We start from the raw sequence: 19,701 nt of genomic DNA, 5'->3' as shown, positions 1-19,701 counted from the left end.
GCAAGCGCTGCCAGGCTTGCCGCTCGGTGAAAGGAGCGGCATGAACGGCGTCTACGTTCTCGATGCGCCACTGGGCGCCAGAAACCATCGGCGTCAGCGGCGCGGGCGGGTACGACTCGCGCCACTGACGACGCTCGCGGCGATGTGGTGCGGCCTGGCCGCCGTGATCGGCCTGTGGTGGTTCGACACCGCGACACTGTCGGGCACCGCCGGCTGGCTGACCGGGGCCGGCCAGATCACCGGCCTGATGGCCGGGTACTCGTGCGCCGTCCTGCTGTTGCTCATGGCGCGCGTCCCCCTACTGGACCGGGCGATCGGCACCGACCGGATGGCGCGGTGGCACGCGATGGCGGGTCGGTACACGATCTGCCTGGTCGCCGCGCACGTCGCGCTCGTCATCGCGGGCATCGCGCTCACCGCGAGGGCGTCGGTGATCGGCGAGGCCGCCACGGTGGTGTTGACGTACCCGGACATGATCAACGCCGCGATCGCCTTCGGGCTACTGGTGGCGACCGGGGTGATCTCGGCGCGGGCCGCCCGGAGCCGACTGTCCTACGAGACCTGGCACTACCTGCACCTGGCCACGTATCTGGCGATCTTCCTGGCCTTCGCGCACCAACTGTCCAACGGCTCCGACTTCGTCGGCAACGGGGCCGCCCGAGCTGCCTGGTACACCCTGTACCTGTCGGTGGCGGCGGCGTTGGTGTGGTTCCGGTTCCTCGCACCGGTGAGGAACGCGCTTCGGCATCGGCTACGGGTGGCGGAGGTGCGCGCGGAGTCGCCGGGCGTGGTGTCGATTTACATCACCGGGCACCAGCTGGATCGGCTCGGCGCCCGCGCCGGACAGTTCTTCCGCTGGCGGTTCCTGGCCAAGGGTCTGTGGTGGACGGCGAATCCATATTCGCTTTCGGCGGCACCGAATCCCCAATACCTGCGCATCACCGTGCGCGGCGTTGGCGACCACAGTAGGGCCCTGTTCCGGCTCCGCCCGGGAACCCGGGTGTGGGCCGAGGGCCCGTACGGCGGGTTGACCGCCAGGCTGCGCAGCACCAACCGTTCCCTGCTGATCGCCGGGGGCATCGGCATCACGCCGTTGCGGGCGCTGATGGAGACGCTGCCCGGGGACATCACCCTGCTCTACCGCTGCCGGCGGGCCGACGATCTCCCCCTGCGCGCCGAGATCGACGCGCTGGCCGCCGCGCGCCACGCCACCGTCCACTACGTCGTCGACGGCATGGCCTGGGGCCGCGCCATGTCGACTGCGGTGGGGCTGCGCCGCATGGTGATGGGGCTTTCCGAGCACGACGTCTACCTCTGCGGGCCACCGGGAATGACCTCCGCGATCGCCGAGACCTTGCGCGACGCCGGGGTGCCTCGAGGCCGCATTCACTACGAATCCTTCGCGCTGTAGAACCAGGGAGCCACGCCATGCGCCGTGTCGCTTTGACCATCGTTTCCACAGTGGCCGGTCTGGGCCTGTTGCTGTCGCTGAAGACCCTGGAGGCTTCGTCCGCCGCGGCGACCTCCTCGCAGCACTCCTCGGCGGTGACGCACAAGGTCTCGGGCACGTTCACCGGCGACTCCGTCGACACCGAGTACGGTCCGGTGCAGGTCGCGGTGTCCCTGGACCGGGGGCGGATCACCTCCGTCGACGCCGTCAAGACCCCGTCGGACAACCCGCGCGACCGCGAGATCGCCGCCTCGGCGGTGCCGACGCTGAACAGGGAGGCGCTGGCGGCCCAGAGCGCCGACATCGACGCGGTCTCGGGCGCCAGCTACACCAGCCGGGGATACATGGACTCGCTGCAGTCGGCGTTGGACAAGGCCAATGCCTAGGCCGCCGGGGATCCGCCACGTCGAGCACGCGATGGGAACGGTGTTCTCCATCGACATCCGCGACCACCTCACCGCCGCCATCGAGTCCGCGCTGCGCCGCGGCATCGCGCTGCTGCATCACATCGACGCGGTGTTCTCCACCTACCGTCCCCACAGCCCGATCAGCCGCCTGGGCCGCGGGGAGATCGCGCTGGCCGACTGCCCGGACGAGGTCGCCGACGTGCTGCGGATGTGCGAGGCGGCGCGGCGCGCCAGCGGGGGCTGGTTCGACCACTACGCCGCGGGCGGCCTCGATCCGTCGGGGCTGGTGAAGGGCTGGTCGGTGGAGGAGGTGTCGCGGCTGCTGGCCGAGGCGGGCGCGGCCAACACCTGCGTCAACGGCGGCGGCGACATCCGGCTGCGGGGCTGCCGCGAGCCCGGAACCCCTTGGCGCATCGGCATTTCCGACCCGCTGGCTCCCGGCCGGTTGCTGACGGTCGTGTCGGGAGGCGACATGGCGGTGGCGACCTCGGGCGTCGCCGAACGCGGCTGCCACGTCCGCGATCCGCACACTGGCGCCCCGGCGGACGGCCTCGCGGCGGTCACGCTCACCGGTCCCGGCCTGGCCGAGACCGACGCCTACGCCACCGCCGCGGCGGCCATGGGACCCGATCGGGTTCCCGGTTGGCTGGACGGCCTCGACGGCTACCAGGCCATGACGGTCACTGTGGACGGACGGGTCTGGAGCAGCCCGGGCTTTCCCGTCGCGTGCTATGGTTAGGGCAGTCGTACAGGACGACCGTACAGGACGAGTGTCCTGATCTCCGGAGGAGCATGATGCCCGAGCCCGCCAAGGTCCGAGGACAACAGGTGCGCCAGCGTTTGCTGGCCGCGGCCGTGGAGCTGATCGCCGAGCGGGGCTGGGGCGGGGTGAGTACGCGCGTCCTGGCCGAGCGCGCGGGTGTCACGCCCAGCGTGGTGCATTACCACTTCCCGTCGATGCCGAATGTGCTCAGCGAGGCGGTCATCGGCCTCATGCGGGCGGTGGTGGCCGAGACCTCGGCGGTGCTGGAGACCGCCTCCAGCCCCGCCGAGGGCGTCGACCGCATCATCGCCGAGCTGGATCGATACAGCGGCACCGATCCCGTGTCACTCGTATCGATCGAGTCCTACCTGGCCGCCACAAGGGACGATCAGCTGCGAGGGCGGATCGCCGAGGTGCTCGCCGAACTCCAGGGGCGCTTCGCGGCGTGGCTGGCTACCCACGAAGTTCGCTCCCCCGAGGCGACCGCGCGGGTGCTGGGCGCCGCCATCGACGGCCTGCTGCTCCACCGCGGGCTGGAGGCCGACGCCGACCTCGCGTCGCTTCGCGAAGTCCTGTATCGACTCGTCAAGTGAAACCCATAGAGGAGGAACACGATGAGAGTCATCATCTGCGGTGCGGGAATCGCGGGACTGGCGCTGGCCCACAAACTGGCGGCCACGGGCGCCGAGATCGTGGTGCTGGAACGGGCCAGGGCCCCGCGCGAGCAGGGCTACATGATCGATTTCTACGGCCCCGGGTACGACGCGATCGAGGCCATGGGGCTGCTTCCGCAGCTGGAGAAGGTCGCCTACCCTCTCAGCGGCGCCGTCCTGATCGACGAGCGCGGGAGGGAGAGCGTCGGCATCGAGCCCCCGCAGTTCGCCAACACGCCCCTGCTGAACCTGATGCGCCCCGACCTGGAGCGGGTGCTGCGCGAGAGCCTTCCATCCCGGGTGGAGGTGCGGTACGCCTCCAGCCCGCGGGCGGTGGAGGACCACGGCGAGTCGGTACGCGTGACGCTCGACGACGGCACCATCGTGGATGGCGACCTGTTCGTCGGGGCCGACGGGATTCACTCCACGGTGCGTCGCCTGGTGTTCGGGCGGGAGTCTCAGTTCCTCCGATACCTGGGGTTCCACACGGCCGCGTTCATCTTCGACTCCCCGACGATCCACCGCTCCGTCGCCGATCGCGCCTGTCTCACCGACTCCATCGACGCGCAGATGGGCTTCTACGGCCTGCGCGATGGACGGGTCGCCGCCTTCGCGGTGCATCGCGACGACAACCCCGAGCTTCCCGACGACGCCCGCGCCGCCGTCCGCGATACATACGGCCGCCTCGGTTGGGTGATACCCGAGGCCATCGACGCCTGCCCACCGTCCGACCAGATGTACTACGACCAGGTCGCCCAGACCGTCATGCCACGGTGGACGAAGGGGCGGGTGGTGTTGCTCGGCGACGCCGCCTACGCCGTATCGCTGCTGGCGGGGCTCGGCGCGTCGCTGGCCGTCGCCGGCGCGTTCGTGTTGGCGGACCGCCTGGCGCGCAACACATCCGTCGATACCGCGCTCGCGGAGTACGAGCGGCTGCTGCGCCCCGTCATTGACGACAAACAGAAGGTGGCGCGCTCGGCCGCCCGCTGGTTCCTGCCCGCCTCGCCCGCGCAGCTGCGGATTCGTCGGGCCACGTTGCGCGCCGCCCGACTGCCCATCGTGGACCGCATCGTGTCCAAGACCCTGGCGGGCAAGCCGATCACCCTGGTCAAACACCTCGACGAGATACGGGGCGCCGCGTGACGTACTCCCGAGGAGGTACGCCGAGATACCCGCCCCCCGTATGACGACGATCGGCTTCGCCCGCGCCAGCATGGTTGGTATCCAACGACACCAACGATAGGAAAGCCCGATGATCGTCATCGACGTGACCGTGCCACATGGACGATTCTCCACCGACGAACGCCGCGGCCTCGCCCGCGCGCTGAACGTCCGCGACCTGTTGAGACTGGACGACGGCAACATCGACCACGCCGACCCCGGGGTACTGGAGTTGTACGAGTCGCTGACGCACGTCGTCGTTCGGGAGGCGGACGCGTGGATCGCGGCGGGCGAACCCGCCGAGACCGCCGAGGCGGCGCCCTACCTCGTCGACGTGCGCGTCGGCGCGTTCGGCAGGGAAATGGCCGGGCATCTCATCGGGCGGATCACCGACCAGATCGGCCGCTTCGACGGCGACACCGAGCGCCCGCGCCGCGAGCCCACCGTCCTGGTGCACGTGTTCGCGATCGGCGAGGGAGCGTACGGCGTCTACGGAGAACCGTTGAAACAGAGCGGGTTCACCTCCATGATCGCCGAGGCGAAACGCAACGACGCCGACGCCGCGCCCGAGGGCATGCTCGTCGACCCCCTGTGCGGGGCCATCGTGGCCGAGGCCGAGGCGGTGATGCTGGAGCGCGACGGCCAGACGTACGGGTTCTGTTGCACGCATTGCCGGGGCCACTTCGCCAAGCAGCTCAAGGCCGAGGGTCAGCTCAGGTAGCGGGCCAGGTGCGGCCCCGACCGTCCGATGTCGACCAGCTCGACGCGCATGCCGCTGGCGGTCTGGTGGTAGCAGAAGAAGGTGCGCTGGCCGTCGCCGCGGGCGCCGTGCGCCTCCAGGGGCGCGCCCCTGTCCTCAAGGTTCGCGGACTCGGCGGCGATGTCGTCGGTCCACAGTCCGATGTGGTGGAGACCCGTCTCGGCCCAGACCGTGCCGGGAACCCGCTCGACGAGCTCCAGGTACGGCGGCCCCTGCCGGGAGAACACCACCCGCGGGGCGCCTTCGACCACCTGGCCGTCCATCTCGAGGTGACCGCCGCCGACGAAGGGGGCGTTCCACTCCAGGCCGATGGTGCGGCCGAGGTCGGCCATGGCCGCGTCGAGATCCTCCACGACGAGCGCGATGTGGTACGGGGGCGTCAGGGCCGCCATCGGGTGCCTTTCGGTCGGGGACGAACCCGCCCATGCTAGGAGCCCCCGGGTGGTGGGGCAAGCTCTTTGAGCAGCGCCTTGACGCCGTTGTGGACGCACACGAACGGGACCTCGGGGGCGTGGGTCACGGGGCGACCGCCGCGGGGATGTCGAGCAGTGCGGACAGTTGGCCGAGGCGTTCGGGGATCGCCCAGTAGTAGACCCAGGTCCCGCGCCGCTCGCAGTCGACCAGGCCCGCCTGACGCAGCACCTTGAGGTGGTGGGAGATGGTGGGGCCCGACAGGTCGAAGGGGGCCGTCAGGTCGCAGACGCAGACCTCGCCGCCCGCGCGGGAAGCGATGAGGGACAGCAGGCGCAGGCGCACGGGGTCGCCGAGCGCCTTGAAGGCGGTCGCGGCCTGGGCGGCGTCGGCCTCGGCGAGGGGCTCGGTGATGGGGGCGCAGCATCCCGCGTCGAGCAACGGCAGGCTCTGTTTCGACATACGTCTATCTTGACAGTTTTCGAAACAAGTGGCAAGCTTCTGTTTTGAAACTCATCAAATCAGGGAGGTTGGCCATGGCCACCGACGAATTGAAGGAACACGTCCGATCCCGTTACGCGGCCGCCGCGAGGCGGGTGTCGGACTCCGGCTGCGGATGCCGCGGGTCCGACTCCTGCGGATGCGGCGCGGCCGCCGAGACCGAGCCGAAGGCCCTGAAGGTCGTCGAGTCGTGTTGCGGCGGAGACGAAACCGAGCGCTTCGGCCCCGGCCTCTACGACGCCGCCCAGCGCGGCGACCTGCCGATCGGCGCCGTCGAGGCGTCCCTCGGGTGCGGCAACCCCCTGGCGGTGGCCGAACTGCGCGAGGGCGAGACCGTGCTGGATCTCGGCTCGGGCGGCGGCATCGACGTGTTGCTGTCGGCCAAGCGGGTCGGGCCCACGGGCAGGGCGTACGGGCTGGACATGACCGACGAGATGCTGGAGCTGGCCCGCCGCAACGCCGCTCAGGCGGGCGCCACCAATGTGGAGTTCGTCAAGGGCGAGATCGAGGACATCCCGCTGCCCGACGCCAGCGTCGACGTGGTGATCTCCAACTGCGTCATCAACCTGTCGGGCGACAAGCCCGCCGTGTTCGCCGAGGTGTTTCGCACCCTGCGCCCGGGCGGGCGGTTCGGCGTCAGCGACGTGGTCGCCGAGGACCAGCTGAGCGCCGAGCAGCGGGCCGAACGCGGCGAGTGGGTCGGGTGCATCGCGGGCGCCTTGTCCATATCGGAGTATCGCGACGGCCTGGCGGCGGCGGGTTTTGGCGACATCGACGTCTCCCCCACCCATCAGGTCGCCGAGGGCATGCACAGCGCCATCGTCAGGGCGACCAAGCCCGTTGGCTGACAACGGTTTCGGGGCGGGGACGTTCGGCGTCCCCGCCCCGGGCCCTCACGGCGTCTGGTCCTTGTCGGCGGGAAGCCAGGGCCGCATGGTCGTCGGGTCGATCGGGATCGACACATGCTCGTGCGTGATCCGCCAGGCGCCGTCGACGCGGCGCAGGCACGTGGTCTCCCGCACCCACACCGACGCCTGGAGCGGCGCCTTGCGCCGCCCCGAGTCCCGGTGCAGCATGTTGGCGAAGGCGACGTCGCCGTCGGTCACGATCACCCGGTCGTGGGTGCGCAGGTCGATGCCGCCCTCGTAGCCGTCGAACCAGCGGAGGAAGTTGCGGCGGACCTCGACGGCCCCGACGAACCGCAGCGGCGCCACGGCGTCGTAGTACTCGATGCCGTCGGCATAGCAGGCCATCAGCTTGTCGATGTCCTTCGACTCCTGCGCGGCCTTGCGGGCGGCCAGGAAGTCCCTGATCTCGGAATCGTTGGTGCTCAACGCGTTCTCCCTTCACGGTATGGGTACGCCCATTCCGACGACGCGGGAGGCGGAAATGTATGTGTCGCCGTGGTCACGTCGCCCGCCGCGTCCACTCCCGCAGCTTCTCGGGGTTGCGGATCGACCAGATGTGGGTGATGCGGTCGCCGTCCACCGCGAAGGCCAGCACCGTCAGGGTCCGACCGTCCTCCTGGGAGATCAGGCCGGGCTGGCCGTTGACGGTGCGCTCCAGCCAGGGCACGCTGATGTCGGCCCTGGCGGCGAGCGCGGCCAGGTACCTGACGATCCGCTGCCTGCCCACGATCGGGTGCAGCGCGGCATTGGCGAGCCCGCCGCCGTCGGCGATCACGGTGGCGGACGGATCGAGCAGGCTCATCACCGCCCTGATGTCCGCGGTTTCCAAGGCCCGCTTGAAATCGCGGACCACGGCGGCCTGCCCCGGCGCCGCGCCCGGGGCGGCGTGGGAGGTGCGGACGCGGCGGCGCGCCGAGGAGGCCAGCTGGCGGCACGCGGCGGGGCTGCGGCCCACGATGTCGGCGATCTCGTTGAACGAGTAGGCGAAGACGTCGTGCAGGATGAACGCGACCCGCTCCGCGGGGGTCATCGTGTCCAGGACGACCAGGAACGCCATGTTGACCGACTCGTCCAGGGTGACCCGATCGGCGGGGTCCGCGGCGCCGTCGGCGCCGATCCACTCGGTGCGCTTCGGGACGGGCTCGGGCAGCCACTCCCCCACGTACCGCTCCCTGCGGGCGCGGGCCGAGCCCAACAGGTCCAGGCACACCCGGCTCGCCACAGTGGTCAGCCAGGCGCCGGGGTTGTCGATCGCGTCGCGCTGCCCGTCCGACAGCGCGTACCACCGCGCGTAGGTCTCCTGCACGACGTCCTCGGCCTCGGCCAGGGAACCCAGCAGTCGGTACGCGACGTTGGTGAGCTGGCGCCGCTCCCTCATCACCGCGTCCAGGTCCTCGGGGGTGTCCACGATGTCCTCAACTCCTTCGCATCGCCGCAGCCTATGCCCGTCCGACGAAACGGCGCGCCGAAATGTGACGCCGCCGACCCCACCTCACACCCCGACAGTCTCCGTCGTCGGTCTTGTCGAGACGCACCCGTTTCTGACACCAAGGAGCATTTCGATGACGGACTACGAGGCGCTGGCCGATCGCGTCGCGATCGAGGCGCTGCGCGCCGAGTTCACCGACGCGGTCATGATGCGCGACTACGACCGCGCCGCGACCCTGTTCACCCCCGACGGCGTCCTGCGGATGCCCAACATTCCCGCGGTGTTGGAGGGGCCCGCCGCGATCGTCGACTGGGGACGGAAGGTGCCCGCGTTCGTGGAGTTCCTGATCCAGAACACCACCCCGGGCACGGTTCGACTCGACGGCGACACCGCGTCGGGGCGCGCGTACATCTTCGAGCTCGGACGGGCCGTCGACGGCCGCGGCGGGCTCAGCCACGCGATCTACCACGACCGCTACCGCCGCACCCCCGACGGCTGGAGGTTCACCGAGCGGGTCTTCGAGGTTCGCTACGAGGACTCCTCCCCGCTGAACGGCACGCCGCACAACCCGACGGCCCGACCCCTCGCGGCACAGCAGGAGCGGTCATGACCCACATCGGCATCATCCTGGGCAGCACCCGCGCCAACAGCAACGGCGAACAGGTCGCCGCGTGGGTGCACGACGTGGCATCGCGCCGCGGCGACGCGAAGTTCGAGCTCATCGACCTGCGCGAGCACGACCTGCCCCACCTCGACGAGCCCGTCGCGGCGATGTTCGGCCGCTACCAGCACGAACACACCAAGCGCTGGTCGGCCCGCATCGCCCCGCTCGACGGCTTCGTCCTGGTCACGCCCGAGTACAACCACGCCACCTCCGCCGCGCTCATGAACGCCCTCGACTACCTGTACGCCGAGTGGAACAACAAGGCGGCCGGGCTGGTGTCCTACGGCGTCGTCGGCGGCGCCCGCGCGGCCGAGCAGCTGCGGCTGGCCTGCGGGGCGCTCCAGCTGGCCGACGTCAGCCAGCAGGTCACGCTGTCGCTGGCCACCGAGTTCGAGGGCTATTCCACGTTCAGGCCCGGCGAGCAGAGCGTCGCCGCGCTGGGCACCATGCTGGATCAGGTGGTGGCCTGGAGCGCGGCCCTGGCGCCGCTGCGCGCGACCTGACCGATAGTCCACTGTGGTTTAATCTGGGCGGAACGACCCGTTCCGCCCAGGCGTATGATCGGGCGATGCCACCCCGTCGACCCGAACGTCGTAACGAAGAGTCGGCCGCGGCGATCATCCGCGCGGCCTGGGAACTGTGCCGCGAGGTCGGCTACTCGAAGCTGAGCATCGAGGGAATCGCCGCGCGGGCGGGCGTCGGCAAGAACACCATCTACCGATGGTGGTCCTCCAAGGCCGCGGTGCTTCTGGACGGCTTCGTGGCGTCGATAGCGGACGTGTCCTTTCCCGACACCGGGGACTTCGCCACCGACATCAAGACGGAGATGGTCTCCGTGTCGGGCATCCTCGGCAGCCCCGGCGTCGGGCCGCTGTACGGGGCCCTGATCGGCGCCGCCCAGGACGACCCCGAGCTGGCGGCGGCCCTGCGCATCCGCCTCATCGAGCCCCTGACGGCGGGCGCCGTGGCGCGCATCGAACGCGCCCAGCAGCAGGGCCAGCTGCGGTCCGACCTCGACCCGATACTCATCGTCGAGCTCCTGTATGGACCCACCTACTACCGCTGGCTGCTGCTGCGCCACCTGCCCGACACCGAGCGGCTGCACGCGATCGTCGACGCGGCGCTGTCGGGCCTGGCGCCGTCGCGACAGTCCGTCTGACGCCGACGTCGGCGCGTTGTCGATCCGGTCGGCGCCGATTCGTGTAGGTGACGAGGGGCGCCACAGGGGCGGCCCGCCGCACGGAAGGAAACGCGCGATGCGCTCGATCTCGGTCACGATGTTCATGAGCCTCGACGGAGTCGTCCAGGGTTTGGGCCGCCCCGACGAGGACACCCGAAACGGCTTCACCCACGGCGGCTGGGGCCCCCGGTACAACGACGAGGTGATGGCCCGCGAGCTCGGCAAGGGCATGGCCAAGCGCGGCGACATGCTGTTCGGGCGCCGCACCTGGGAGGACTTCACCGGGGCGTGGGCGCACGCCACCGACGGCAACCCGTTCACCGCGCACATGAACGCCGCCACCAAGTACGTGGTGTCGCGCGGCCTGGACAACGCCGATGCCTGGGAGAACTCGATCCTGCTGCGCGGCGAGGCCGTCGACACGGTGGCCACGCTGAAGGCGCAGGACGGCGCGGACCTGTCGATCAACGGCAGCGCGGCGCTGGTGCGCAGCCTGCACGCCGCGGGCCTGATCGACGCCTACACGCTGCTGATCCACCCGTTGACCCTGGGCGAGGGCGCCAGGTTGTTCGACGGCCCCGCGCCGCTGACGCGGTTCGAGCTCACCGACAGCGTCACCACCACCAAGGGCGTCGTCATCGCCCGTTACGAGCGGCGCTGAGCCGGGGCCCGTCGTGGACGGTCTACGGCTCGACGATGTTGAACGCCGGGTCGCCCGCGTCGAGGACGTCCAGCAGCTTCGCCAGCGCCTTGGCGTCCCCGTCGATGCGCAGCCCGGCCCCCTGGGCGGCGTCGAGGTCCCCGATCACGAGGTACGGCAGGGCCCGGCGCGGGACGGTGAGCGTCACCGCGACCTCGCCGTGTCCGCCCCTGACGTAGGTGAACACTCCGTTGTGGAGCGTCGTGCGAAAGGCCGTGCCGTGGTCGGGGAAGTCCCAGGCCAGGGCCAGGTCGAGGTCCCACGCCTTCGGGCCGTTCACCCGCACCGCCAGGGAGTCCAGGAACATCCGCGGCGGCAGCTCGGCGAGCATGTCGGGCGAGGTTGTTTCGGTTGGCGTGCCGAAGTTCCCGTCGCGCAGCTCGGTGGCCCCCGACAGGAAGAAGTTGCGCCAGGTGCCGTTCTCGGCGCCGAAGCCCAGCCGCTCCAACACCTCGGCCAGCAGGCCGCGGGCCTCGGCGTGCGCGGGATCGGCGAACACGACGTGGTCGAGAACCTGCGCGGCCCACCGCAGGTCGCCGTCGTCGACGCTCCTTCGGGCCTTGGCCACCACCGCGTCGGGCCCGCCCATGAAGTCGACGTAGCGCAGCGCGGCCTCGCGCGGCGGGTGCTGCCACAGGCGGGCGGGATTGCCGTCGAACCAACCCATGTAGCGCTGGTAGACGGCCTTGACGTTGTGGCTGATCGACCCGTAGTACCCGTGGGTGTGCCAGGCGTTTTGCAGGGCCGGCGGCAGCTCGAACGTCTCGGCGATCTCGGCGCCGGTGTGGCCCCGGTTGAGCAGCCTGACCGTCTGGTCGTGCTGGTAGGCGTACAGGTCCCGCTGCAGGCCAAGGAATCGGACCACGTTGTCGCGCCCCCAGGTCGGCCAGTGGTGCGAGGCGAACACGACGTCGACGTCGGCGGTGAGCAGCTCGATCGCCTCGGTGAGATACCCGGCCCACGCGTGCGGGTCGCGCACCAGGGCGCCGCGCAGCGTCAGCAGGTTGTGCAGGGTGTGGGTGGCGTTTTCGGCCATGCACAGCGCCCGCCGCTGCGGCACCTGAATGTGCATTTCGGACGGTGCCTCGGTGCCCGGCGCCAGCTGGAACACCAGGCGGACCCCGTCGACGGCGACCTCCTGGCCGGTGTCGGTGATGTGGATGGTTGGGGCGATGACGCTCACGGTGCCCGTGGACGTGGTCTGGCCCAGGCCCGCGCCGACGCCGCCGCGCGACCCGCGCGGCAGGGCAGCGCCGTACATGTACCCGGCGCGGCGGGCCATCGCGGTGCCCGCGAAGACGTTCTCGGCGATCGCGTGCTCCATGAACCCCGCGGGCGCCATCACCGGGACCCGCCCGGCGTCGACGTCGTCCTGTGTGGTGACTCCCTTGGCGCCGCCGAAGTGGTCGGCGTGGCTGTGGGTGTACATCAGCCCCGTGACGGGCCGATTCCCGCGATGCGCCCGATACAGCGCCAGGGCGGCGCGCGCGGTCTCCACCGACAACAACGGATCCACCACGATCACGCCCGTGTCGCCCTCGATGAACGAGACGTTCGACAGGTCCAGGCCCCTGACCTGGTAGATGCCCGTGACGACCTCGAACAGCCCGGCCTTGGCGGCCAGCCGCGACTGCCGCCACAGGCTCGGATGCACCGTCTCGGGTGCCTGCCCGTCCAGGAAAGCGGTGTAGGAGTCGTTGTCCCACACCACATCCCCGTTGTCGTTCTTCACCACCACCGAATCCAGTGTGGCGATCAGTCCCCGATCGGCGTCGGCGAAGTCCTGCTCGTCGGCGTACGGAAATATCGGCTCAGCCATCGTGATCTACCCCCCAGACGCACCTTAACGGCTAGACCCGGCCTAGACCCGGTTGAGAACACTTTCAGGACAACCCGACAGTCCCACGACAAAGGAGTGAACATGCGTAAGGGAGTCCTGGCGATCGCGGCGGCGACCGTGTTGACCGTCGGCGTGGTCGGCGGCGTCGCCACCGCGCGGGCCGACGGCAACTGCGCCACCAAGACCTTCCACCTGACGGCGTCCAGGGGCGCCCCGGTGCACTACAGCCCGAGCGGCACGTCCTCGATCTTCGCCCACGCCAAGCATCAGCGCTACACCTTCGACCACTACTGCACCAACAAGCACGGCAAGCGGTGGTACCAGTTCAAGGGCGGCACCCTGAACAACGGGTGGGTCTACACCGCGTACGTCCGATAGGCGGCTGATACCGAGATCTCATCGCGGCGGCCCACACAATCCCCGGCGACGGGGGCAAGGGATTGTGGGCGCCATGACCATCTCGCTTCGGGACGCGCCGCTGCTTCAGGCCCGCAACTCCGCCGCCTTCTGGGCCGCGACGGGCCGCAGCCGCGGCCACCAGGTGATCAACACCCCCGCGTTCCTGGCCGTGGTCGGCGACGCCCGCGCGGGCACCCGCGTCCTGATCCAGCGCCCCGACCCGTCCGCCGAGGACGTCGCCGCGATCGCCGAGCTGGCGGCCAAGGCGGCGGGCCCGGTGAACGTCGAGGATCCGTTCAGCGCCACCGACCTGGCGCGGTTGGAGCTGCGCGGCTGGCAGATGCCGGTCATGGCGCGCCGGCCCGCGCCCGTTGCCGCGCCGGCGATGGAGGTGGCCAGGGTCGGCGACGAGAAAGAGCTGCGGGGGGCCGAACGCGCCGTGATCGAAAGCTTCGGGCTGGTGCAGTTCCTGCCGTACCGCGGCGGCGAGATGTTTCCGCCGGCGATCCTGGACGAGCCCGGCGTGGCGGTGTACGCGGCGCGGCTCGACGGCGAGATCGCCGGGGCCTGCGTCAGCGTCGTCGACAATGGACTCGCCAGCCACTACTGGGTGGGCACCCACGAGCAGTTTCGCTCCCGCGGCGTGGGCCGGGCGGTCATGCTCGGCTCGCTGGCGCCGCTGGCAGACCTACCCGCCACGCTGACGGCGTCGCGGCTGGGCCGTCCGCTGTACGAATCCCTCGGATACGCCGTCGCGTCGCCGTCGACGTGGTGGGCGTCGCGCTGATTGGCCCACCGGCACGCGCCCTTGTCGGTACGCTGACGGCATCTTCCGGGGGTTCCGCGACTTTTTCACCACGCGGTAGGAGGGGACATGGCGAACGCCAGAGACATCATGCATTCGGGTGCGACCTGCATAGGTGAGCACGAGACCCTGCAACAGGCGGCGCGGCACATGCGCGATCGCGACATCGGCGCGCTACCGGTGTGCGGCCAGGACGATCGGCTGCGCGGCATCATCACCGACCGCGACATCGTCATGAAGTGCGTCGCCACCGGCGGCGACCCGCGCGCCATGACGGCGGGCGAGCTCGCCGAGGGGGTCCCGTTCCACATCGACGCCGGCGCCGACGTGGACGAGGTCATTACGGTGATGCGCGCGAACCAGATCCGTCGGCTGCCCGTCATGGACAACCGCCGGCTGGTCGGCATGATCACCGAGGCGGATCTGGCGCGCCACCTGTCCGACGACGCCCTGGGGCGCTTCGTCGAGGCGATCCGCGCCGCCGCGTGACGGCCCGGGCGGCGCCGCGTCGAAATCGCGCGGCGCCGCCCGGGGGTGTCGTTGCCGCGCCCATGCGAGGAGCTGCGGCACAATCGCTGCCATGTCATCCCCGGCCCGCGAGCGCCTGCGCAGGACCTATGCCGCGTACCGGTGGCGGCCCGTCGGCATCGACACCGCCTGCGAGGGCGCGATCTTCGACCTGGACGGCCCGCTGCGGCTGCGCGTCAAGATCGCCGAGGACGCCGACATCGCCTACCCCGACACCGCGCCCACCGCCGAGGCCGAGAAACTGCGATGGCTTGCCGCCCAAGGCATCCCCGTCCCCGAGGTCATCGACGCGGGCGAGTGCGAATACGAGAACTTCCTGGTCACGCGCCTGCCCGACGGCGTCGCCGCCTCGACGGTGGCGGCGTCGACCGACACCACCAAGGTCGCCGACGCCCTGGCCGACCTGGCCGCGACCGTGCATGCCCTCGACCGCGCCGCCTGCCCCTTCGACCGCTGCCTGAACGTCACGATGCCGCGCGCGTGCGCCGCCGCGGCGATGGCCGAGCTCGACGTGGACGTGCTGCCCGCGGCGCGCACCCCGCGCGGGCGCACCCGCCTGCTGGTCGAGCTCATGGCCTTCGCGCTGTCGGCCGGGCGCGAGGAGAAGGCCGTGTGCCACGGCGACCTGATACCGGCGCACGTGCTCGTCGACCCCGACACCCACGTGGTCACCGGCTTGGCGGAGGCCGCCAGGCTCGGCGTCGCCGACCGCTACACCGACCTGGCGGCGCTGACCCGCGCGCTGCCCAGGCCGTTGGCCGACCGGGTGCTGTACCGCTACGGCGAGATTCCGTGCGACGCCGACCGCGTGCGGCTGTACCGGGACCTGCGCGACTTCGGCTGAATCACGGCGCCGCGGTTCCGGGCCCGAATGTGCAATGTGGTATGTGTGTACATATCACTATTTGTATGGAGTGGACGTGGCGTTTAAGAAGATAGCCGTCTCGGCGACCACCACGGCGTCGTGCGACGAGGTGTACCGGTTGCTGCTCGACCGCGACGAGACCCTGAAGTGGTCGCCCATGACGGTGTGCGAGGTCCACAAGCCCGCCCCCGACGGGGTCCCCGACTCCGTCGGCGAGGTGCGGCGCCAGGTGATGGGGCGCAACACCGGCTACGACACGCTGGTGGAACTGGTGCCGGGCAAGCGATACGTGTACACCAACGAGGGTCTGCCCATGTTGGACTACCGCGGCACCGTCGAGTTGACGCCCACCGACGACGGCGGCTGCCACATCGACTGGTCGAGCCGGTTCCGCCCCAAGTACGTCGGCACCGGGTGGCTGTTCGCCGCGGGCATGCGGCGCAACCTCCAGAAGTTCGCCGACGGCCTGGCCGCGTACGCCGCCAAGTCCTAACCCCGCCCAGGGGCCGCCGGGGTCCAGGCGCGTCAGAACCGTGACCACGTCGGGCGGGTACACCGTGTCCGGCAGGGCGGCGACGGCGTGCCACGGCACCCAGCGCTGCTCCATCAGGGTGGTCGTCTCGTCGTCCATCAGGCCGTCGCGGCCCATGGCGGGCCGCCGCGCGTCCACGTGCGCCAGAAAATATGGCTCGGTGTAGGACAGCCGACGGCCCTTCCAGCGCCCCTCCACCTCCACCGGAGTGGGCGTGGGGTTCCAGCGATCGGCGACCAGGCCGGTCTCCTCGGCGAGCTCGCGGCGGGCCGCGGCGATCGGGGTCTCGCCGTCCTCGATACCGCCGCCCGGCGGCTCCCACAGTTCGTGGGCGTCCACCGGGTCCTTCCAGCGCAGCATGAGGACGCGGTGATCGGCGTCGAGGCACAGCACCCGGACGGTGCGACGCGTCGTGGGGGACATCGCTCGACCGTACCGCCGAAACCGGGTAGGGTGCGCTCGTGATCACTGTTACCACGGTCAATGTCAACGGGATTCGGGCCGCCGCCAAGAAGGGTTTCGTGGAGTGGCTGTCGGCCACCTCGGCCGACGCGGTGTGTCTGCAGGAGGTGCGCGCCACCGACGAACAGGTGCCCGCCGAGGTCCGCGAGGTGGACGGCTGGAACCTCCACATCGCCTCGTCCGTCGACAAGGGACGGGCGGGGGTGGCGGTGCTGACCCGCCAGGATCCGACCCGCACCCAGGTCGGCTGGGGGTCGAAGGAGTTCGACGAGACCGGCCGCTACCTCGAGGTGGACCTGCCCGGCGTCACCGTGGCCAGCCTGTACCTGCCCTCCGGCGAGACCGGCACCCGCCGCCAGGACCAGAAGGAACGGTTCATGGAGGAGTTCGCCGACTACCTGACCGACCTGCGCAAGCGCTCCGACAAGGCGAAGCGCGGCGTGGTGGTGTGCGGCGACTGGAACATCGCCCACCGCGAGGACGACCTGAAGAACTGGAAGGCCAACCAGAAGACCGCCGGGTTTCTGCCCAACGAGCGCGCCTGGATGACCAAGGTGTTCGACGACATCGGGTACGTGGACGTGCAGCGCAGGTTGCATCCCGAGGGCCCGGGGCCGTACTCGTGGTGGTCGTATCGGGGCCGGGCCTTCGACAACGACGCGGGCTGGAGGATCGACTACCACGTCGCCACCCCGCGGCTGGCCGACACCGCGGCCTCGGCGGTCATCGAGCGCGCCGACACCCACGACGCGCGCTGGTCGGACCACGCCCCGGTGACGGTGGTCTACCAAAACTGAGGCGACAGCGGCCGTGCCGTGTGGCACGATGCCGCGATGCCCGAAGCACCGCGCCTGGTCGCCAACGATCTGTCCGAGCCGGAGTTCCTGTCCTGGTACGGGCCGTGGGATCCCTTGTCCCCCACCGAGATCGCCGAGCTGCTGGACGGTTCGGGTGTGCGCTGGTGGATCGTCGGCGGCCTGGCCATCGACGCCGCCACCGGCACCAGCCGTCCGCACGACGACGTCGACGTGACCCTGCCGATGCGGGACGTGGCGGCGCTGCGCGCCCACCTGCCGGCGATGCACTTCTGGGAGGCGCACTCGGGGTCGCTGAATCCCCTGCTGGGCGACAACCCCATGATGCCGGGGCGGCAACAGTTGTGGGCGCGGCGCGACGCCACGGAGCCGTGGATCATGGACCTTCCGCTGTCCATAGTCGAGGGCGACGAGTGGGTGTTCAAGCGCGACCACTCGATCCGCCTGCCGATGTCGCGGGCGGTGGTCACCGCCGCCGACGGCCTCTCCTACATGGCGCCGCAGGCGGTGCTGCTGCACAAGTCGAAGCAGATGCGCGACAAGGACCGCGTCGACTTCGACCGCACCGTCGGCGGTCTGGACGCCGAGGCCCGCGGGTGGCTGGCGGCGGCGATCGCCAGGCAGCACCCGGACCACGAATGGCTGGACCGGCTGTAGCGCCTAGGTGTCCAGCAGCCGCAGATCGGTGGGCACCAGGGTGGCGCCCTCCATCAGTTCGCGGATCAGGTTGTGGTTCAACGTGTTGCCGACGGGCTCGCCGACCTCCTCGCGGGTGAGGCCCGGGACGCCCTCCTGGGACAGCCGGGTGCGCACCTTCGCCACCAGGTGTTCGACGCGCTTGGCCCCCCACCTGGTGTCCGGCTGGAGGTCGGCGAGGTGCTCGGCGGCCTGGCGCCAGGCCAGCGGCTGCGGATACGCCTCGTGCAGCAGATAGCGCTGCGCCAACACGACCAGGACGAGCCGCTCCGTGGCGTCCAGCCGCCACACCTTGGGGGGCCGGGTGTGCTCGCCGTGGCGGGAGGTCGGCGCCTCGTCGCCGTCGGCCGTCACGTACAGCTCGAGCAGGTGCTCGCGGCCGCGCGAACCCAGCACGAACAGCGGCGTGTAGCCCGCGGCCAGCGGGATGGGCTCGTCGTCGGCGTACAGCAGCCGTGAGCCGGGTAGCCGCACCGGCAGCCGCCCGGTGGCGGCGACCCACCATTGGCCACCGCGGTGGGTCACCCTGCCGTGGTTGCGGCTGACCCGCTGGTCGTACTCCCCCACGCACACATGCACATCGGGACGGTTGCGTCCGAAAAGGATCTCCCGCCCCTCCCCGGGGCCGAGCCGGATTCCGCCGGTGACCGCCAGCGCGTAGATCGTCCCCGGGCTGGATTCCGGCACGCCGAGGGCGAGGCTGCCGTGGGTTCCCGGAAGCGGCCGTCCGGCTCTGTCTGGCGAAATCTCGTTCATATCGGCCTTCGTGGACACGGTCTCGCCTCACACCTTAGGCAGCGCGGCGGCGACCGGCGCGGCGACCTTGGCGGCCAGGGTGCACAGGTGCTTCGGCGACGCGGCCCCGCGCAGCACCAGCTTGACGATCTCGACCGTCGGGAAGGCCTGGCCGTTGGTGTAATGCCGGTGAATGATGCGCACCAGGCAGGTGTCGTCGCCGTACCCGTCGGGAACCACGAACGTCAGGTGGCCGGACAGCGTGGTGGTGTCGCCGTCGTGCACGTTCTTGGGGTCGTCGCGGTCGAAGCTCACCGACAGGGTGTCGCCGCTAGAGGTGCTGTGCCACTGGCATTCCCAGTCGGCGAAGCCCACCTCGCGGTGGTCGGCGTCGACCCCGGGGAACCGGGACTGGGCCTTGGCGGCGAACAGTCCGCACGCCTTCAGACGGATCAGCGAGGCGTCGGCGGGCGGCGGGTCGCGGCGGGGAATCGTCCCCTTCCCCAGCACCTTGAGCGCGTGCTCGGTGGCCACATCGGCCATGCCGCACAGGTCGTACTTGCGGTCGACGAAGCGCTCCGCGCTGAGCGCCAGGTAGTAGTCGTCGTACAGCCGCAGCTTGCGTTCGCAGCCGTCGCTGTCCTGGCCGAGCTTGACCACGTCGAACCCGGCGAGGCGCTTCGACGGTCCCGACGGCGGCTCGTCGAGGCGCTGAAACTCGGCCGAGACGCGCACCTCGCCGTCCTCGTCGCCCGACACCAGCACGTCGCAGCGGTTGAAATTGCCGTAGTCGGTGTCCAGCGAGGTCTCGCCGTACTTGGTGAGGGTGGACGGGTCCAGCAGCGCGCACGGGTCGGCGGTACGCGGGTCCCCCAGCACGGTGGACGGGCCGTGCGGGGAGTCGTTGACCCACAACGGCACCAGCGTCCACGCCGCCAGACCCAGCACCGCCACGGCCGCCACCGCGACGACGACGGCGCGGCGGCCGGTGAGGCGGCGCCGGGGCTCGACCGGCGGACGGAACGGCTCGATGACGA

24 protein-coding genes and 2 pseudogenes are annotated in these 19,701 nt (G+C 70.6%); 18 read left to right on the top strand and 8 right to left on the bottom strand.

The window, feature by feature from the left end; genetic code table 11:
• Window positions 1-40: 40 nt before the first annotated feature.
• From VE172_RS10195 to VE172_RS10170, 6 genes are all read left to right on the top strand, one after another.
• Window positions 41-1,411, top strand: a complete 1,371-nt coding sequence (locus tag VE172_RS10195) for a ferredoxin reductase family protein (protein WP_324800745.1) — start codon at window positions 41-43, stop codon at window positions 1,409-1,411.
• Window positions 1,412-1,428: 17 nt separating this feature from the next.
• The gene (locus VE172_RS10190; protein ID WP_324800742.1) at window positions 1,429-1,836 is read left to right on the top strand and encodes an FMN-binding protein; all 408 of its coding nucleotides are present in this window, start codon (window positions 1,429-1,431) and stop codon (window positions 1,834-1,836) included.
• The gene (locus VE172_RS10185; RefSeq protein ID WP_324800740.1) at window positions 1,829-2,596 is read left to right on the top strand and encodes an FAD:protein FMN transferase; all 768 of its coding nucleotides are present in this window, start codon (window positions 1,829-1,831) and stop codon (window positions 2,594-2,596) included. Before VE172_RS10190 ends, VE172_RS10185 begins: the two co-directional genes overlap by 8 nt.
• A 53-nt stretch (window positions 2,597-2,649) precedes the next feature.
• Complete coding sequence (locus VE172_RS10180) at window positions 2,650-3,213, top strand: TetR/AcrR family transcriptional regulator (RefSeq protein WP_349258324.1); 564 nt, start codon at window positions 2,650-2,652, stop codon at window positions 3,211-3,213.
• Window positions 3,214-3,234: 21 nt separating this feature from the next.
• Window positions 3,235-4,416 carry an FAD-dependent monooxygenase gene (locus VE172_RS10175; protein ID WP_324800735.1) on the top strand — a complete coding sequence of 394 codons (1,182 nt, stop codon included), beginning with the start codon at window positions 3,235-3,237 and terminating at the stop codon, window positions 4,414-4,416.
• A 109-nt stretch (window positions 4,417-4,525) separates the two neighbouring features.
• Entirely contained in the window at window positions 4,526-5,155 is a 630-nt protein-coding gene (locus VE172_RS10170) for a hypothetical protein (RefSeq protein WP_324800732.1), read from the top strand.
• Here the strand turns inward: VE172_RS10170 and VE172_RS10165 are convergent.
• Complete coding sequence (locus VE172_RS10165; RefSeq protein ID WP_324800729.1) at window positions 5,143-5,586, bottom strand: VOC family protein; 444 nt, start codon at window positions 5,584-5,586, stop codon at window positions 5,143-5,145. The genes VE172_RS10170 and VE172_RS10165 overlap by 13 nt on opposite strands.
• Window positions 5,587-5,710: 124 nt before the next feature.
• Window positions 5,711-6,067: an ArsR/SmtB family transcription factor gene (locus VE172_RS10160; RefSeq protein ID WP_324800727.1), complete on the bottom strand. Its 357-nt coding sequence runs from the start codon at window positions 6,065-6,067 to the stop codon at window positions 5,711-5,713.
• Between the two features lie 74 nt (window positions 6,068-6,141).
• On the opposite strand from VE172_RS10160, the gene arsM reads away from it, so the two are divergent.
• Window positions 6,142-6,954: an arsenite methyltransferase gene (gene arsM / locus VE172_RS10155; RefSeq protein WP_324800724.1), complete on the top strand. Its 813-nt coding sequence runs from the start codon at window positions 6,142-6,144 to the stop codon at window positions 6,952-6,954.
• 45 nt (window positions 6,955-6,999) lie between these two features.
• On the opposite strand, the gene VE172_RS10150 is transcribed toward arsM, so the two are convergent.
• Window positions 7,000-7,440 (bottom strand): YybH family protein, encoded by a 441-nt coding sequence (locus VE172_RS10150; protein ID WP_324800721.1) that lies wholly within the window; start codon window positions 7,438-7,440, stop codon window positions 7,000-7,002.
• A 73-nt stretch (window positions 7,441-7,513) separates the two neighbouring features.
• Window positions 7,514-8,422, bottom strand: coding sequence for an RNA polymerase sigma factor SigJ (gene sigJ, locus VE172_RS10145; protein ID WP_324800719.1), 909 nt, complete (start codon window positions 8,420-8,422; stop codon window positions 7,514-7,516).
• 154 nt (window positions 8,423-8,576) lie between these two features.
• Between sigJ and VE172_RS10140 the strand changes: the two genes are divergently transcribed.
• The 4 genes from VE172_RS10140 (at window position 8,577) to VE172_RS10125 (ending at window position 10,948) form a co-directional block, all read left to right on the top strand.
• Window positions 8,577-9,053, top strand: coding sequence for a nuclear transport factor 2 family protein (locus tag VE172_RS10140; RefSeq protein ID WP_324800716.1), 477 nt, complete (start codon window positions 8,577-8,579; stop codon window positions 9,051-9,053).
• Window positions 9,050-9,610: an NADPH-dependent FMN reductase gene (locus VE172_RS10135; RefSeq protein ID WP_324800713.1), complete on the top strand. Its 561-nt coding sequence runs from the start codon at window positions 9,050-9,052 to the stop codon at window positions 9,608-9,610. Before VE172_RS10140 ends, VE172_RS10135 begins: the two co-directional genes overlap by 4 nt.
• A 65-nt stretch (window positions 9,611-9,675) precedes the next feature.
• Complete coding sequence (locus VE172_RS10130; protein WP_324800711.1) at window positions 9,676-10,266, top strand: TetR/AcrR family transcriptional regulator; 591 nt, start codon at window positions 9,676-9,678, stop codon at window positions 10,264-10,266.
• A 97-nt stretch (window positions 10,267-10,363) separates the two neighbouring features.
• Entirely contained in the window at window positions 10,364-10,948 is a 585-nt protein-coding gene (locus tag VE172_RS10125; protein WP_324800708.1) for a dihydrofolate reductase family protein, read from the top strand.
• A 22-nt stretch (window positions 10,949-10,970) separates the two neighbouring features.
• On the opposite strand, the gene VE172_RS10120 is transcribed toward VE172_RS10125, so the two are convergent.
• The gene (locus VE172_RS10120; protein ID WP_324800704.1) at window positions 10,971-12,806 is read right to left on the bottom strand and encodes an alkyl/aryl-sulfatase; all 1,836 of its coding nucleotides are present in this window, start codon (window positions 12,804-12,806) and stop codon (window positions 10,971-10,973) included.
• Between the two features lie 102 nt (window positions 12,807-12,908).
• Here VE172_RS10120 and VE172_RS10115 point away from each other — a divergent pair, with 102 nt between their 5' ends.
• From VE172_RS10115 to VE172_RS10095, 5 genes are all read left to right on the top strand, one after another.
• Window positions 12,909-13,205: a hypothetical protein gene (locus VE172_RS10115; protein WP_324800701.1), complete on the top strand. Its 297-nt coding sequence runs from the start codon at window positions 12,909-12,911 to the stop codon at window positions 13,203-13,205.
• Window positions 13,206-13,278: 73 nt separating this feature from the next.
• Window positions 13,279-14,013, top strand: coding sequence for a GNAT family N-acetyltransferase (locus tag VE172_RS10110; protein ID WP_324800700.1), 735 nt, complete (start codon window positions 13,279-13,281; stop codon window positions 14,011-14,013).
• Between the two features lie 87 nt (window positions 14,014-14,100).
• Entirely contained in the window at window positions 14,101-14,520 is a 420-nt protein-coding gene (locus tag VE172_RS10105; RefSeq protein ID WP_324800697.1) for a CBS domain-containing protein, read from the top strand.
• A 91-nt stretch (window positions 14,521-14,611) separates the two neighbouring features.
• The gene (locus VE172_RS10100; protein ID WP_324800695.1) at window positions 14,612-15,403 is read left to right on the top strand and encodes a phosphotransferase; all 792 of its coding nucleotides are present in this window, start codon (window positions 14,612-14,614) and stop codon (window positions 15,401-15,403) included.
• Window positions 15,404-15,437: 34 nt separating this feature from the next.
• Window positions 15,438-15,917, top strand: coding sequence for an SRPBCC family protein (locus VE172_RS10095; RefSeq protein ID WP_414715084.1), 480 nt, complete (start codon window positions 15,438-15,440; stop codon window positions 15,915-15,917).
• Here the strand turns inward: VE172_RS10095 and VE172_RS25410 are convergent.
• A pseudogene (locus tag VE172_RS25410) lies at window positions 15,912-16,379 on the bottom strand (NUDIX domain-containing protein); the annotation flags it as partial. The gene VE172_RS10095 and the pseudogene VE172_RS25410 sit on opposite strands and share 6 nt — an antisense overlap.
• Window positions 16,380-16,417: 38 nt before the next feature.
• On the opposite strand from VE172_RS25410, the gene VE172_RS10090 reads away from it, so the two are divergent.
• The gene (locus VE172_RS10090; protein ID WP_324800690.1) at window positions 16,418-17,215 is read left to right on the top strand and encodes an exodeoxyribonuclease III; all 798 of its coding nucleotides are present in this window, start codon (window positions 16,418-16,420) and stop codon (window positions 17,213-17,215) included.
• A 36-nt stretch (window positions 17,216-17,251) separates the two neighbouring features.
• On the top strand, window positions 17,252-17,890 hold the full coding sequence (locus VE172_RS10085) for a nucleotidyltransferase domain-containing protein (RefSeq protein ID WP_324800687.1): 639 nt from the start codon (window positions 17,252-17,254) through the stop codon (window positions 17,888-17,890).
• 3 nt (window positions 17,891-17,893) lie between these two features.
• Here VE172_RS10085 and VE172_RS10080 read toward each other — a convergent pair whose 3' ends face one another.
• A complete protein-coding gene (locus VE172_RS10080; RefSeq protein ID WP_414715085.1) occupies window positions 17,894-18,685 on the bottom strand; it encodes an FHA domain-containing protein in 792 nt (263 codons plus the stop codon).
• A gap of 27 nt (window positions 18,686-18,712) precedes the next feature.
• Window positions 18,713-19,701 (bottom strand): annotated as a pseudogene (locus tag VE172_RS10075) (hypothetical protein); the annotation flags it as partial.

It is taken from the genome of Stackebrandtia sp., assembly GCF_035643755.1.
GTDB lineage: Bacteria > Actinomycetota > Actinomycetes > Mycobacteriales > Micromonosporaceae > Stackebrandtia.
This window is presented reverse-complemented; position numbering and strand designations above follow the sequence as displayed.